The organism is Nitrosomonas ureae (assembly GCF_001455205.1).
In the GTDB taxonomy this organism is placed as follows: Bacteria; Pseudomonadota; Gammaproteobacteria; order Burkholderiales; family Nitrosomonadaceae; genus Nitrosomonas; species Nitrosomonas ureae.
In genome coordinates this window covers 2,386,091-2,399,241 of sequence record NZ_CP013341.1, presented here as the reverse complement: position 1 = coordinate 2,399,241, position 13,151 = coordinate 2,386,091, and the positions used below count along the sequence as shown (strand labels likewise).

The window sequence follows — 13,151 nt, the reverse complement described above, 5'->3', positions numbered from 1 at the left end:
AAAACAAAAAACAGGAACATACCCGTTTACGCAAACTTGAGAACTCCTACATTTTGCCTTTGGCAAAGCCTCGGAGCCTCCTTTCAAGATTTGCTACTAGTCAGGGTTTAAAGGCTTTTTATTTTTTGATTAATTTTTATAGTTCGGATCATCCAGATCAACAAAAGAAAAATAATGTTGCTCCTCAGTTCCAGCTTTCACAAGCTTATTGTTTAAAGCTATTTCCCAACAGAAATTAAAATCGTTATGTACGGTACTTCTTTCCTTTTCTGGAATAGTTGAGTAAGGATAACAAGCGACAAATTGATCATTTAGTTTACTCCGGATTAAAATCGCAGCTTTCATAATTGCCCTTCCCAAAAAATAATTTAGTTTTAAATCTTATTAACTTAATAACGGTATTAATATCCCTCCTCTAAAGTTTATTTGTGGCAATCCACCCGTAATTAATAGCCGCATTACAAGTATCCGGAACAATATTCAATCGTTGCGCCTGATGGCCATAACAGATGCAATTCGATTTGCTGGAAACGCACGCGGCAACCTGCGACCAGTCGACCGCGTCAGATAGCATTGAAAGCGATTCTTTTGTACTTGGCAATGCAATGACAGGCTGAGTTACCGGAATAACGCTTCCTGGTGGCATATCGTCGCCCTGCTCCGATTTGTTGGTTTTTTCCTCTTCATTTGAGGCAATTTCTTGCATCGGATCGGCTAGACGGTCAGTAATGCGCCCATAAGTGATCATTGCCATTGCCGGAACTGCGAATAATAGGAATATTGCTGCATAAACCATTTTAGGAATTGCTCGTTTTGGTTTTTCTACATGCAGGCTGGCTGAGTAATACAATTCAAATGCTTTCTTTTCCAGTTTGTACGGCTTCTTGACTGCATTTTGACGATTGGTTTTGAGTTTCGGGTTAGCGCAGTATTCCGACCATTCATATTGTTTATTACCAGACCATTCCTGGCTCAGGTGAATATGCCTATCTGCGTTTTCCAGTACGAACGGATGCACGAACTTGGGCGATTGCGTGATCACCAGGAAATCAAGCCCGTGCTTTCTATGTTGGGAAAGATATTTGATGTATTCCGGAGGGTCTTTCAGATCGATGGCCGGCCACGGATAAGCGGCTTCATCCACAACAATGAGACTGCCTTCGGTTATGTTGTTAAGCTTTTGCTTTCCTTCCGGTTCAGTTTCATCTATCGGTGTGCGTTCTGCCCAGGTGTTAAGCTTGGCTATCGATAGCTTGATGTGCATCAGCTTTAAATCCGGAATGCCGCAAACATAGACGATTCGTTCATTTTCAACCGCCGGTTTAATGTGGCTCCATACGGCGTGATTGGTTTTTCCGCAGCCAGGCGTTGCCGTCAGTATGATGATCATTTTGGTATCACTCCCAGTTTAGGCAACAGTACGAAAGTCATGCGGAATGTGATTGCGCCCATGATGATGCCCAAGCCCTGGCCAAATCCGGCAAGGTTTAAGGTTTGCAAAGCAAAGTAAGGTATAGCGCTAAAGTATCCTTGCGCTTGCGAGAACAGCGCATCGAGCGCCACATTGATGGCGGTGAAGCTCAAAACGCCAATACCTAGACCCGACAAGGCGCGAACTGCCAGAAAGCCGATGCTCGATGTCAGGAAAGCGCAGAGCGGTATGATCAGTAAATTGAACATTATTTAACCTCCGTGCTGCGAACGCCGGAGACGATATACACACCGGCAATCGATGCGAGTAATAAAACGAGTGGATTGATCTTTTCTGCGGTATCGCAGACTGGCGCTGTTGGAATGACCAGATTCATCGGGTAATAGGAAATGTCGATAGGGATATCCGGCGGACAGGTTCCCTCCTCCCCCCAGCTATTGCCGGTTAATGTGGCTTGAACATTGTGTGTTTGCAGTTCTGCCGGTGGCACTTCATCGAACTTGATTTCAAAGTTCTGCTGCGGTTTGTCCGGTTGCGGCTGGCTGCTGTAGCGGGTGTTGGTGGTGGTGTTGATTTGGTTGTTGTTGATGTCGTACTTAATCGTCGTTTGTGTTTCCTTGATAATGACGCGCCCCGGATTGTCTGTGGTACCCGCGTCAACGGCCTCTATTTCCGTGGTGGTGTCTTCGCGCCCTGTTACATTGCCGCTTGAATCTCTGGTGGGTTTTGATTCGAGGCCGAGTCCTTTTTTCTGGTCTGGTGTCAGAGTTGGAGCTCCGGAGGGCACGCTTTCACCTTTGTTGATGAGTTCAGGGATGAAGCGGTCATCATTGAGCAAAGCTGCTTTGGAATCCCAATCCGATGTTGTGGCAGGTGCAGAGGTTGCAGCTGGCGGCGTATAAGTTTCCATGAATGTTGCAGGTATAGGAGAGGTATATGATCCGTCAGATTTAAATCTTAAACGATAATTTGCACCTACGAGCGTACCGCCTGTATATCTTGGCTCAGTGTCTCCATATTCGCAGTTCGATGGATTGGCGGAAAAACAGGCATTAGCGGCCTGAACCACAGACCTTAAATCTTTATCAGGATAACAAGGTATTTGACTTCCATTGCTGACACACCAGCCGACATGTGTTTCAATAGCATCGCCACCAGTTAACGAAGTAAATTTATTGAAAACCCCGTCAACATTGCAAATGTCTGTTAATTCACATACCAGGGAAACTGCGGTTAATGTCATGCCGACGGGTCCAACCCGCTTGGCTAAAGTTGCGACGGATGCGCCCACCCTGCCGACATCCACAGCAGCGGTTTTGACAATATCCATTGCTTGAATGCCTTTTGGTGTGTTGATCAGTGCTGTTGAGGTGGTTGATATGCCGCCGGGTGGACTTGAGAGCGTTACTCTTGCCGATTCGCCGAATGCTTTAGTATAGGCACCGTCAGCGCCTTTGATCCATCCGGCCAGGTCGATGGCGCCGACCGGTGCGGATTGCGAGAAAGCCGGAGAACAAAAAAATAAACTGAAAAAAATTGTTGTTAGTAAGCGGTGAAAATTAGCCATAGCGCACCCATGAAAGCGAGTAGATAGAAGAAGTCATAGAGCCAAATTTCCATTATTGAAATGCCTTGATGATTGCCCGAATGGAGAAGCCAGCAATCAGGATCAATGCCAGTTCCCACATGAAGCCGGTTTGGTTGGTGAGAGAGACTTCGCATGGTATGGCTTGCGGCGTGTAATTCCATGCTGTACCTGGAGTGCCGTTTGAAGCATTATAGGATTGCATGACTACATAACCACCTGAATCAGCAGTACAGGAAAGATAGATGGCACCCAATTGACCTGATCCTGATGCGTGGCAACTTTGAGCAAATGCGACATGGAAGTCATAGAGCGTGTCATGGCAAACCGTTTGGTATTTGTAGCCCATAATTTGAAGTCCGGAGGTGTTAAAGGGGGCGAAGCGCCCCCTTGTGAGTCAGATTAGAATGCGCTTCTAATCCAACGCCAGACTTTAATACCGATATGAACCAGTATCACGGCAGCGCCCACGGTTGCCACATCGGTGGCGGCTGATGTGATGGCGGTGGTAACGCCTTCCGGTACTGCTGCGAGTGCATTACCGGCGAAGGTGAGAGAGGCACTTCCAGCGACGATCAGGCCACCTTTGCCGAGATATTCGCCTTCAATCGCCTTTTGAGAAGCTTGATTGCAAGCTTTTGATAGTTTGCTCAATTTATGCATGAAAGTGTGACATTCACGCTTGATTCTTTGGGCTACTTTGGAACCGATAGTCATCACGACATCTTTTGTTTTGTTGCAGCTGGTTTTTAAAGCTTTCAACATAATGAATTACTCCTAAAGTTAAACGGTGCGGGATTGCACCCCATACGCGCCCTTTCGTTGCGCGTATAGGCTGGAATCACGCGGCAGGTTTGGCTTGTTGCAATGGCTTAATTGAGTTGATGATGTTCTTGGATACGTTGCCATTGGTGACGCGCACGAATTCAACTTCACACATCAGCGGAAATTCCAGATGCATTAACGCTTGCGCTTTACCGGCATCGCCCAGAGGATATTTTTGCGTAGCTGTTCCTTTCGCCCTTCCCGTTTGGAAATTCAGATGCTCTTCAACAAATGCCGCACCTGAATCGATTTGCTTGCCGTCGATGGTATCTTTAAAGAAGGTGATACCGGTTACTTTGACTTTTTCTAACATGACAACCCCTTACACCACCTGTTAACGCTTTGCCTGAACCGGCGGTTATTGAGTTCAGAGCGTAATAAAAAAACTTTATGCGTATTTCTTGATGTACCAATCAGGCGCGGTGAACGCAGCCAGTTCGATTGTTTTTACTTTGATTGGCATGGTTTGCACGTTGTTGGGGATGGAGATATCAATGCCGTAAGCAAGTAAAGCTTTTCTGTGGTTATAAAAAGCAGAACGTTTAAGATCAATCGGATAACCATATTTCCAGCTCACGTAAGTTGCTCGCAACCATGGCGGCAGATCATTGAAATTTTCGTATTTGACGTTTTCCAGTCGTTGTAATTGGGTTCTGTTCATATAAACCTCGATTAATAATGCATCAGTGATAGCCCCTAGATAGGCCAAGCCATTTTGTAGAAGAAAGCGTGATTTCAGAGTAAACTCTTCTCGTATTACGCCTAAGTGTTGGCAGAAGTCGATGACTTCATCGGTAACATGCTGGCCTGATTTTTTTAGAGCGGTGTTTTTTTAGTTCAGTGGTTTTGCAGTAGAGTTTGCCGTAAACGTATTTGGAACCTCGTCCATATTCAACGGTAGCGCCATTGACGGATAATGAGCCCTTTTGTCGGCCAATGTGGTGACCTGCCATATTGCGGAGTAATGCTTCGGAGTCGATCATGGAGCCGGTGACATAATTACAGGTTATGTCTATCCGGCTGACTCTGGCACCTGTCCACGTCCAGCCCGAATCAGCGAACTTATACAATTTGCCAGCGGTAAAAGGTGGCAATCCTAAACTTTTGAGCAGATCATTGATCCGCTCGATGCTGTCGGCAAAAGTGAAACCAAATAAATTATCTTGTCGCCCATAGCGGGATATATTGCCGGAGAATTCGACCTGATGACCATCGCAACGCACTTCCACCCGACTATCAAAACTACCTTCCAAACCTTGCCGAGTGTCCACGGCGTATTCAATCTCACCATCGGAATCTATTCTCAGCACTCTGCCCCCGTTAATAACTGGCAGCTTGCCGCCGTCATGCACTTGACGGATGGTCAGATAGTCGACAAACACAGGAATCAGATTCATCATTTTAGGAGGATTCCTTAGTGCAGGTTTTCGGAGATTGTCCGGATTTTTGAACTAACTTTACCTGTCCGATTTGTCGCTTTTGTCCATGTTCGTGGACTAACTTTACGTGTAACTGGAACGTAAAGTATTTTTTGGGAGTCCTGGCCGGTTATCGCCTCCTCCGAAGTCGTCGGCTCAAACCGTCCAGGTTCAGTAAATAAACAATAATCGCTATCCAGCATTAATGCTGTTGGATGGTACGAGCGCCACAAGTCGGAATATTCGGGAAGTGTTCCATTGTTGGTTACTTCTAGGATTGCGCGGAAATAGCTATTTTTAACGTTTCTCATGAATACCCCTGCTTGACTTAAGGAAAATTGAGAAGTAATATTTATCCAGACAATATTTAATCCGACAAATATTTATCTATACGGCACGTTATCGTACAAAATTTTGTCTTTCAACAGGACATTTATACTATGGATATGAAAAAATATATTGAGTTAGGCGAACAAAAGGCAGGCACTCAAGTTAAATTAGCTGAATACCTCGGTCAATATGATAGTGGGCTTAGAGCCGTTAAAGCAGGGAAAAAAGGATTACCGGACGCGGTTTGCATCAAACTAGCAGATTTTATCGAAGTTGATAGGCTAGAAGTAATTGCTGCAAGTAACCTAGTGACAGAAAAAGACGAGGAAAGAATAAAAATTTTCAAAAGTTGCTTTAATAGAGCAGCATCTATTGTGACCGCTGCTTTTATTTTTACGTTTAGTTCAATGACTTCAACCCCTACTCATGCTGGACAATTGCTCAGTGGACACGTAAACAATTTGTATTGTGTAAAATACTAAATTTAATATATATAATAATCAATTACTTACAAAATTGTCTTTTCGGTATTGTGAGAGCCTTCTCTCGGCGTTTAAATTTAGCGTGTTACTAAGCGATCTACAAAGCAAACGTAATTCTTCTTTATCAACGCCTAACTCAATCAGGCGTTTTTTTTCCTTAAATACATATCTATAAAATTTCCTTTTCTCTGATTTATTACGCATATAGCGGATTCTCCAATACAGATTATTAAGTTTTGTATAAGTTGACATAAAATTAAAGAGATAATCTGCAGCCTAGCGGCAGAAAGAAAAAAATATTAACCGTTTAGTTAAAATTGAAAAACAAGGAAACATAGGCAATATGATAGACTTTAGCCTTACATTGAAATGATAAATATGTCAGAAATCATAACATTAAAACTTATAGAATCAGGTTTTTGGCTACTTTTACTTAGTGTATGTCTTTTAATTTTCCACAAAGAAGTTAAGCGAGTGCTTCAATCATTAAGTAATTTCAAACTTCTTGGAGCAACTTTTGAGCTTCGTGATACAAAAGAATCCATAAAATCATACATATTACTTTCAGAAACATTAATCGATCTTTTATCGACGAATACTCCTGTGGAGTCATTAAAAGATTTAATGAGTATGAATCAAATCGAAAAATTAGGTAATTTTGCTCTACAGTATACTAAAGAAGTTTCAAACAATAATTGGAATGAGCAACTACTAAGAAATATCACGCATTTATTAATTAGATTTAGCAGAATTCAACAAGCAATTGATTTGTCTGATATTTTATTGGCTAATCGACCAGACTTTGTAGATGTACTCAATTTAAAAGCATTGGCATTAATGAATTCTCGTATACCAAGCAATATGAAGAATGCTGAAAATATTTTTGCCGATTTAGTAGAGCGCTTTCCAGAAAATTCAATTTTTCGCTTTAATTTAGGACTAGTAAAGATATCTTTAGAGAATTATGAGGATGGTTTAAAATTAATATTAAGAGCTATTGACAATGGTCATTGGTATGCAGATCAAAAGATGCTACTTGATCCACTGCTTTACAAGCTTAGAGAAAATAAGCCTAATGAATTCCGTGCATTATATGATTATTTGGAAGAGTGGAAAGTAAATAATAACCTACCCCGTAATTCGACAAATATAAGCCAATAATATTGTCACTGAAATTACCATAGTATTTTAAGTCATCAGGGTAACAGAAGATGAATTTGTATGGCACGGCAAAAAATGTTCCGTTAATAGACCCGTTTACGCAAACTTGAGAACCCCTACGTTTTGCCTTTGGCAAAACCTCGAGGCCCCCCTTTCAAGATTTGCTACTAGTCGGGGTTTAAAGGCGTTTTGTCATTCTTTCGGGTATATCGAATAGTAAACACTGAAAGCGTTTGGGCGAAATAAAATTATTACTTCTCAGAAATACAATAAATAAAATATAAGTTGGCAGAAGTAATTTATAAAAAATAAAATCAATAGCTTTCATATAGCGGAAAAAAGTAATTTACGTTAAAGCGTACTGCGGCAGTGATGCATTAGAATGCACGCATTCACCCGCCCTTTCCATTTTCGTTTTAAATTCCTCTATCATTTCCATAAGCTCAGCATTAAATTCATCTGGCTTAAGCGTGAGAATGGTCTGATGCGGAAAGCTCACATAAGAAATAATTCGGCACGGGAAAGGATAAATATGTGGAATGATGTCATTTTCTTTCGGATCATAGTAAATCCAGAGTGTTTCATCATCAGGAATTTCCGGATCAGTTTCAAAAGCAACGTAAGGAACATAGCCTGATGCGAGCATAATAATTTCGGATTGGCTTAGGTTCAAACTGTAAATGCCATATTCATAATTTACTGTTTTCATTTGTTTTCCTCTAAATCTTGTTAGTCACAATCCAACCATAATTAATGGCAGCATTGCAGGTATCCGGAACAATATTCAAGCGTTGCGCTTTATGACCGTAGCAAACGCAGTTAGCTTTGCTTGAAACACAAGCGGCAACTGTGACCAGTCAACATTTTCAGATAACATGGAAAGTGATTCTCTGATGGGTTGATTGGTGAGGGTTGCAGATACCGGCACGACTGCATCATTTTGTGTTTCGATTACTTCGGCTAATTTTTCAGTTTCTTTATTTTCTGCAATTCGGATCGGCTAACCGGTCAGTAATGCGCCCATAAGTGATCATGGCCATTGCCGGAGCTGCGAATAATAGGAAAATTGCCGCATAAACCATTTTGGGAATCGCGCGTTTCGGTTTTTCTACATGCAGGCTGGCTGAGTAATACAATTCGAACGCTTTCTTTTCCAGTTTGTACGGCTTCTTGACTGCATTGGCCCGGTTGGTTTTCAGTTTCGGGTTCGCAGTATTCCGACCATTCATATTGCTTATTACCTGACCATTCCTGGCTCAGGTGAATATGCCTATCTGCGTTTTCCAGTACGAACGGATGCACGAACTTGGGCGATTGCGTGATTACCAGGAAATCAAGCCCGTGCTTTCTATGCTGGGAAAGATACTTGATGTACTCTGGAGGATCTTTCAGATCGATGGCCGGCCACGGATAAGCGGCTTCATCCACTACAATGAGACTGCCTTCGGTTATATTGTTGAGCTTTTGCTTACCTTCGGGATCAATGGGGTCTATGGGTGTGCGTTCCGCCCAGGTGTTAAGCTTGGCAATTAATAATTTGATGTGCATCAGCTTTAAATCCGGAATGCCGCAAACGTAAACTATTCGTTCATTTTCCACCGCCGGTTTAATGTGGCTCCATACGGCGTGATTAGTTTTTCCGCAGCCAGGCGTTGCCGTCAGTATGATGACCATTTCGGTATCACTCCCAGTTTAGGCAGCAGTACGAAGGTCATGCGAAATGTAATTGCGCCCATGATGATGCCCAAGCCCTGCCCGAATCCTGCCAGGTTTAAGGTTTGCAAAGCAAAGTAAGGTATAGCGCTGAAGTATCCTTGCGCTTGCGAGTGTAGCTGGTGGTGCTGCTGATTTGATTGTTGTGTATGTCGTACTTAATCGTCGTTTGTGTTTCCTTGATAAGGACGCGCCCCGGATTATCGGTGGTACCCGCGTCAACGGCTTCTATTTCCGTGGTTGGGTCTTCGCGCCCTCGCTTGAATCTCTGGTGGGTTTTGATTCGAAGCCAAGCCCTTTCTTTTGATCGAGTGTCGGCGTTGATACTCCGGAAGGCACACTTTCACCTTTATTGATGAGTTCAGGAACAAAGCGATCATCATTGAGCTGTGATGCTTTGGAATCCCAGTTTTCTGCTGTCACCGGTACTATTGGCTGAGGTGAGAAGTTACTTCTCAATTTTTTCTGAGTTTGCCCTCTCCCATATCCGCGCCTGTGGTTTTGTTTAGAAGGCGTACTTCTGCATTTATCTGCGATCACTGATTATTGAATAGGAAACGCCGCCAGTGTCGAAAGAAGTGCCCCATACTTGATTTGCACAACCCCTGTAGATCAACATCAAAAGCTCAAGCGAGTGGCGCAGTTCATAATTGCCAACCCTGCCACCGACTAGACTTTCTACTTGATCTGCTTCTGATGTGCAAAACATCCATTGCCCGGCATCATTGCAGATAGACAATAATTCACAAATCAATGAAACAGCAGTACGTTTGCCGCCGCGTGCATCAATCACCGTCTTGAGATTTCTGGCGCTATCGTAAGTGGAGTCAATGGTGCCGCGATCGGCAGATATTTCCTGCATGACGTCGCCAAAACCATTGGTAGTGTATCCCGGTATCGATATCGCGCGGATCGGATGCTTGAGTAATTTGATCCAGCACATCCAGCGTTTAACCGGCTATGCCACTGGCCGCATCGGTGATTTGCTTCAGACGGTTGCGTACATCAAATTGATAAACGGTGGTATGCAGCAACGGATCGGTGATTTGTTTCAGGTTACCTTGCGCATCATATTCCCGTTGCTGGGTTTTCGTCACATTATTAAGCGGATCAAACCGTTGCTCGTGGGTACGATTGCCCATATTGTCCAGCATATACTGCACGCGGTTACCGAGATTATCAGCAATACCGGTCAATCGGTGTGCGGCATCGTAGGTGTAATTTAGGAAGCTGCTATCCGGAGAAATGATTTTTTAAGCTGCCCGGGGTTGTCATATTGGTAGCTGTGATCTCCGTGCCAACCGTGCTTGACAGTTGCCGTTGGCGCTTGTCGTAAGCCAGTTTTGCACTGGTTGATACCGCGGTTCTTAAGCTCTGTTAACAAAAACGCAGATGTCTTGAGTTGGAAAGCGCACAGACAGTGGTTGACACTCACTATATATTTTAATTTTAATTATCTGAGGTAAGTAGTATGAAAAATTTAAAATTAATTACTGGTATGCTTTTAATAAGCATATTCTTTGTTCCTGCAGTAGTTTCTGCGGAAAATTCGAGTGTTGGCGAGTTTGTTAAAGATTCGGCTATTACTACTCAAATAAAATCTAAAATACTTGTCGCAAAGGATATTGATTCTTTACATATTAAAGTTGACACAGATAACAACGGAATTGTTGTACTTACTGGGGCGGTGAAATCAAAAGCCGAAGAAGAAAAAGTGCACAATATTGCGCATTCAGTTGAAGGTGTCAAGAAAGTTATAAATAAATTAATAATTGATCCTAATCTATTCAACTAAGTTGATTAGATGAATTGTTGTTGATTCATCTACAATCTAATAAGCCCGTTCGGCAAAAAGGGTATTTTCAGATTAAAAGTAAATTGAGTCAGGAATCGTAGAGCATGCCGCTTTTAGCGGCATGCTCTAAGCGCCGGTCGGCGGCGCAACCGTTGGGCTTGATGCGGGTTAATGAAGCGTTGCTAAAGGCTGACGTTGTGGGAACAGGCACGTGATCTGCTCTTCATGAATTTTAAACGTGCGCATAACCACATTTACTTTGGCTTTAATGAAGTGCTCAAAATTTAAATTTCTATTGAATTTAATAACAAATCGAGTAAAAAAATCCAGAACGATTTCATCCTCAATACCATGATAGGGATTAAGTATCTTATTACAAAGCAGGTGATTCCTTGATGTCAGATATGGTGTTAACCGCTTGAATTGATAAAAATCATGGGACTCATAATAACAATACAAAAGCAAAGTACAAAAATTGTTCTCCAGAGCGGCAAGGCGTAAATTTTGAAAAAACGCTGCTGCCTGGAGTTGGAATGGATTTTCCTGAATTTTTATAGCCGCTTCAAAATCAAATTCAGGCGTATACAAATTTGCCAAACGTTGCAGATGATTAAACATGGAATAACAAACCATACCAACAAGTTCATCAGTTCGTTCAACGGATTCAGAATTTATCAATTTCATTTCTATTTATCCTTAAAGCTTGTTAGTAACAATTCAACAACAATTAATAGCATCTATTCAGGTAGCTGGAACAACATTCAAGCGTTGCGCTTTGTGGCCGTAGCAAACGCAGTTTGCTTTGCTTAAACACAGGTTGCTACTTGTGACCATTTAACATTTTCAAATCGCATCGAAATACGATTTCCTGATGGCTTCATGAATGATGGTTACAGATACCGGCACGACTGCATCTTTGCTTACTTCGGCTGAATTTTGACTTCCTTTATTGCCTGCAATTTGCTGGCGAAAAAGGCGACGACATGAACCGCACAAAAAGTGACATGGTCAAGTATGAGGTAATGGAATGGACGCCCACTACCCTAAACGGCATCGAAGTGCCAAAGTAGTAGTGCAATAAAGCCCACTAAATAAGAGAGGAGCGTCCGACATGAAGATTACAACGATAGGCATTGATTTGGCAAAAGAAGTATTTCAGATTCATGGCGTGGATATGTATGGTAAGGCGTTGCTGCGCAAGCAGTTGCGCCGTAGCGAGATGTCAAAGTTTTTTGCCAATCTGGAGCCTTGCCTGATTGGGATGGAAGCCTGCGGTAGTTCACACCATTGGGCGAGAAAGCTGTGCGAATTTGGGCACACCGTCAAGCTCATGTCACCCCAATTTGTCAAACCCTACGTCAAGACCAACAAGCATGATATGGCAGATGCGGAAGCGATCTGCGAAGCGGTAAGCCGACCCAACATGCGTTTTGTATCGATCAAGAATATTGAGCAACAAGCCATTTTGTCAGTGCATCGTGCCAGGCAAGGTTTCGTCAAAGCCAGAACCGCACAGGCAAATCAGATACGCGGCCTGCTTTCTGAATTTGGTATTGTTATCCCACAAGGGATCCGTTCGATTATCAATCGGGTGCCGGATATTCTGGAAGATGCTGGAAACGATTTACCAGGATCAATGCGTCATTTACTGAAACAGTTGAATGATCATCTCAAACAACTAAGTCGACAAATAGAAGAGTTGGAATTGCAGATCAAGCTGTGGCACAAGGAGAACGAAGCCAGTCAAAGATTGGAAGCTATTCCCGGTATTGGCCCGATTACGGCGAGCGCCATTGTTGCAACAGTTGGAAATGCCACAGAGTTCAAGAACGGCAAGCAACTTTCGGCATGGTTTGGATTGGTGCCAAAACAGTGCTCCAGTGGTGGCAAGCAGATATTACTCGGCATCAGTAAACGTGGCGACACTTATCTGCGCACTTTGCTGATTCACGGAGCAAGAGCAGTCATCCGTTTTGCTGAAAATAAGGAAGAACCAGAAAGCTGGTTGCGTAAACTGATAGCTCGACGCAACAAGAATATCGCTGCTGTTGCACTAGCGAATAAAAATGCTCGTATTATCTGGGCGTTGCTCGCCCAAGGCACAACATTCCACCATAATCGCGCTACGACATCAGTTGCTGCCGAGCATGATTATGGTGTTGCATAGAAATTTATTGATAGCACTGCAGCAGATTTAAGGAGAAAAATTTCAACCGATTGCACGGGCAATCATGACAATGATGGCGAAACTGGTCAGACCGTGAGTAGCTAAACCTAAACAGCACACAGTGCATAGAGCACGCTGAGGTGATAAGGCGCTACTCAGCAAATTCCATCAGGGGCAGGGGCAATGCGCCTCATACAAAGTCCGGATGTATGGCAGCAATCTTTACCTGCTCAAAATCATTGA

General features: G+C 43.1%; 20 protein-coding genes. 5 read left to right on the top strand and 15 right to left on the bottom strand.

Translation table 11 applies throughout. The features are described 5' to 3' along the window. Positions 1-129 precede the first annotated feature (129 nt). The 9 genes from ATY38_RS11030 to ATY38_RS16610 form a co-directional block, all read right to left on the bottom strand. Positions 130-345, bottom strand: coding sequence for a class I SAM-dependent methyltransferase (locus tag ATY38_RS11030; RefSeq protein ID WP_062559346.1), 216 nt, complete (start codon positions 343-345; stop codon positions 130-132). Between the two features lie 70 nt (positions 346-415). Continuing rightward, positions 416-1,390 carry a zonular occludens toxin domain-containing protein gene (locus ATY38_RS11025; RefSeq protein WP_062559345.1) on the bottom strand — a complete coding sequence of 325 codons (975 nt, stop codon included), beginning with the start codon at positions 1,388-1,390 and terminating at the stop codon, positions 416-418. Beyond that, positions 1,387-1,680 carry a DUF2523 domain-containing protein gene (locus ATY38_RS11020; protein WP_062559344.1) on the bottom strand — a complete coding sequence of 98 codons (294 nt, stop codon included), beginning with the start codon at positions 1,678-1,680 and terminating at the stop codon, positions 1,387-1,389. The genes ATY38_RS11025 and ATY38_RS11020 overlap by 4 nt, the downstream gene beginning before the upstream one ends. Further along, entirely contained in the window at positions 1,680-2,999 is a 1,320-nt protein-coding gene (locus ATY38_RS11015; protein WP_062559343.1) for a virulence factor TspB C-terminal domain-related protein, read from the bottom strand. The genes ATY38_RS11020 and ATY38_RS11015 overlap by 1 nt, the downstream gene beginning before the upstream one ends. 52 nt (positions 3,000-3,051) lie before the next feature. Further along, entirely contained in the window at positions 3,052-3,366 is a 315-nt protein-coding gene (locus ATY38_RS11010) for a hypothetical protein (RefSeq protein ID WP_062559342.1), read from the bottom strand. Positions 3,367-3,419: 53 nt separating this feature from the next. After that, a complete protein-coding gene (locus ATY38_RS11005; RefSeq protein WP_062559341.1) occupies positions 3,420-3,782 on the bottom strand; it encodes a major capsid protein in 363 nt (120 codons plus the stop codon). Positions 3,783-3,858: 76 nt separating this feature from the next. Further along, positions 3,859-4,155: a hypothetical protein gene (locus ATY38_RS11000; protein WP_062559340.1), complete on the bottom strand. Its 297-nt coding sequence runs from the start codon at positions 4,153-4,155 to the stop codon at positions 3,859-3,861. Positions 4,156-4,230: 75 nt separating this feature from the next. After that, complete coding sequence (locus tag ATY38_RS16615; protein ID WP_235590266.1) at positions 4,231-4,503, bottom strand: phage/plasmid replication domain-containing protein; 273 nt, start codon at positions 4,501-4,503, stop codon at positions 4,231-4,233. A 127-nt stretch (positions 4,504-4,630) separates the two neighbouring features. Continuing rightward, on the bottom strand, positions 4,631-5,242 hold the full coding sequence (locus ATY38_RS16610) for a phage/plasmid replication domain-containing protein (protein WP_235590264.1): 612 nt from the start codon (positions 5,240-5,242) through the stop codon (positions 4,631-4,633). A gap of 458 nt (positions 5,243-5,700) precedes the next feature. Between ATY38_RS16610 and ATY38_RS10990 the strand changes: the two genes are divergently transcribed. Then, entirely contained in the window at positions 5,701-6,072 is a 372-nt protein-coding gene (locus tag ATY38_RS10990; RefSeq protein WP_062559339.1) for a hypothetical protein, read from the top strand. Positions 6,073-6,450: 378 nt separating this feature from the next. After that, a complete protein-coding gene (locus ATY38_RS10980) occupies positions 6,451-7,233 on the top strand; it encodes a tetratricopeptide repeat protein (protein ID WP_062559337.1) in 783 nt (260 codons plus the stop codon). A gap of 346 nt (positions 7,234-7,579) precedes the next feature. Here ATY38_RS10980 and ATY38_RS10975 read toward each other — a convergent pair whose 3' ends face one another. The 5 genes from ATY38_RS10975 to ATY38_RS10960 form a co-directional block, all read right to left on the bottom strand. Beyond that, positions 7,580-7,942, bottom strand: coding sequence for a hypothetical protein (locus ATY38_RS10975; RefSeq protein ID WP_062559336.1), 363 nt, complete (start codon positions 7,940-7,942; stop codon positions 7,580-7,582). A 299-nt stretch (positions 7,943-8,241) separates the two neighbouring features. Then, the gene (locus tag ATY38_RS10970) at positions 8,242-8,907 is read right to left on the bottom strand and encodes a zonular occludens toxin domain-containing protein (RefSeq protein WP_062559335.1); all 666 of its coding nucleotides are present in this window, start codon (positions 8,905-8,907) and stop codon (positions 8,242-8,244) included. Then, the gene (locus ATY38_RS15550; RefSeq protein ID WP_235590262.1) at positions 8,892-9,017 is read right to left on the bottom strand and encodes a DUF2523 family protein; all 126 of its coding nucleotides are present in this window, start codon (positions 9,015-9,017) and stop codon (positions 8,892-8,894) included. The genes ATY38_RS10970 and ATY38_RS15550 overlap by 16 nt, the downstream gene beginning before the upstream one ends. Positions 9,018-9,174: 157 nt before the next feature. Further along, positions 9,175-9,405, bottom strand: a complete 231-nt coding sequence (locus ATY38_RS16605; protein ID WP_235590261.1) for a hypothetical protein — start codon at positions 9,403-9,405, stop codon at positions 9,175-9,177. A 67-nt stretch (positions 9,406-9,472) separates the two neighbouring features. Next, positions 9,473-9,808, bottom strand: coding sequence for a hypothetical protein (locus ATY38_RS10960; protein WP_062559333.1), 336 nt, complete (start codon positions 9,806-9,808; stop codon positions 9,473-9,475). Here ATY38_RS10960 and ATY38_RS16600 point away from each other — a divergent pair. Further along, on the top strand, positions 9,807-10,172 hold the full coding sequence (locus ATY38_RS16600; protein ID WP_062559332.1) for a hypothetical protein: 366 nt from the start codon (positions 9,807-9,809) through the stop codon (positions 10,170-10,172). The genes ATY38_RS10960 and ATY38_RS16600 overlap by 2 nt on opposite strands. Before the next feature lie 245 nt (positions 10,173-10,417). After that, positions 10,418-10,741 (top strand): BON domain-containing protein, encoded by a 324-nt coding sequence (locus ATY38_RS10950; RefSeq protein ID WP_062559331.1) that lies wholly within the window; start codon positions 10,418-10,420, stop codon positions 10,739-10,741. A 168-nt stretch (positions 10,742-10,909) separates the two neighbouring features. Here the strand turns inward: ATY38_RS10950 and ATY38_RS10945 are convergent, their stop codons facing one another. Beyond that, positions 10,910-11,425 carry a hypothetical protein gene (locus ATY38_RS10945; RefSeq protein WP_062559330.1) on the bottom strand — a complete coding sequence of 172 codons (516 nt, stop codon included), beginning with the start codon at positions 11,423-11,425 and terminating at the stop codon, positions 10,910-10,912. Positions 11,426-11,852: 427 nt separating this feature from the next. On the opposite strand from ATY38_RS10945, the gene ATY38_RS10940 reads away from it, so the two are divergent. Continuing rightward, positions 11,853-12,908 carry an IS110 family RNA-guided transposase gene (locus ATY38_RS10940; RefSeq protein ID WP_062558878.1) on the top strand — a complete coding sequence of 352 codons (1,056 nt, stop codon included), beginning with the start codon at positions 11,853-11,855 and terminating at the stop codon, positions 12,906-12,908. Positions 12,909-13,151 lie beyond the last annotated feature (243 nt).

Coding starts and splice junctions, on each gene's coding strand:
- ATY38_RS11030 (WP_062559346.1), bottom strand. CDS start 345: ATGAAAGCTGCGATTTTAATCCGGAGTAAACTAAATGATCAATTTGTC.
- ATY38_RS11025 (WP_062559345.1), bottom strand. CDS start 1,390: ATGATCATCATACTGACGGCAACGCCTGGCTGCGGAAAAACCAATCAC.
- ATY38_RS11020 (WP_062559344.1), bottom strand. CDS start 1,680: ATGTTCAATTTACTGATCATACCGCTCTGCGCTTTCCTGACATCGAGC.
- ATY38_RS11015 (WP_062559343.1), bottom strand. CDS start 2,999: ATGGCTAATTTTCACCGCTTACTAACAACAATTTTTTTCAGTTTATTT.
- ATY38_RS11010 (WP_062559342.1), bottom strand. CDS start 3,366: ATGGGCTACAAATACCAAACGGTTTGCCATGACACGCTCTATGACTTC.
- ATY38_RS11005 (WP_062559341.1), bottom strand. CDS start 3,782: ATGTTGAAAGCTTTAAAAACCAGCTGCAACAAAACAAAAGATGTCGTG.
- ATY38_RS11000 (WP_062559340.1), bottom strand. CDS start 4,155: ATGTTAGAAAAAGTCAAAGTAACCGGTATCACCTTCTTTAAAGATACC.
- ATY38_RS16615 (WP_235590266.1), bottom strand. CDS start 4,503: ATGAACAGAACCCAATTACAACGACTGGAAAACGTCAAATACGAAAAT.
- ATY38_RS16610 (WP_235590264.1), bottom strand. CDS start 5,242: ATGATGAATCTGATTCCTGTGTTTGTCGACTATCTGACCATCCGTCAA.
- ATY38_RS10990 (WP_062559339.1), top strand. CDS start 5,701: ATGGATATGAAAAAATATATTGAGTTAGGCGAACAAAAGGCAGGCACT.
- ATY38_RS10980 (WP_062559337.1), top strand. CDS start 6,451: ATGTCAGAAATCATAACATTAAAACTTATAGAATCAGGTTTTTGGCTA.
- ATY38_RS10975 (WP_062559336.1), bottom strand. CDS start 7,942: ATGAAAACAGTAAATTATGAATATGGCATTTACAGTTTGAACCTAAGC.
- ATY38_RS10970 (WP_062559335.1), bottom strand. CDS start 8,907: ATGGTCATCATACTGACGGCAACGCCTGGCTGCGGAAAAACTAATCAC.
- ATY38_RS16600 (WP_062559332.1), top strand. CDS start 9,807: ATGACGTCGCCAAAACCATTGGTAGTGTATCCCGGTATCGATATCGCG.
- ATY38_RS10960 (WP_062559333.1), bottom strand. CDS start 9,808: ATGCAGGAAATATCTGCCGATCGCGGCACCATTGACTCCACTTACGAT.
- ATY38_RS10950 (WP_062559331.1), top strand. CDS start 10,418: ATGAAAAATTTAAAATTAATTACTGGTATGCTTTTAATAAGCATATTC.
- ATY38_RS10945 (WP_062559330.1), bottom strand. CDS start 11,425: ATGAAATTGATAAATTCTGAATCCGTTGAACGAACTGATGAACTTGTT.
- ATY38_RS10940 (WP_062558878.1), top strand. CDS start 11,853: ATGAAGATTACAACGATAGGCATTGATTTGGCAAAAGAAGTATTTCAG.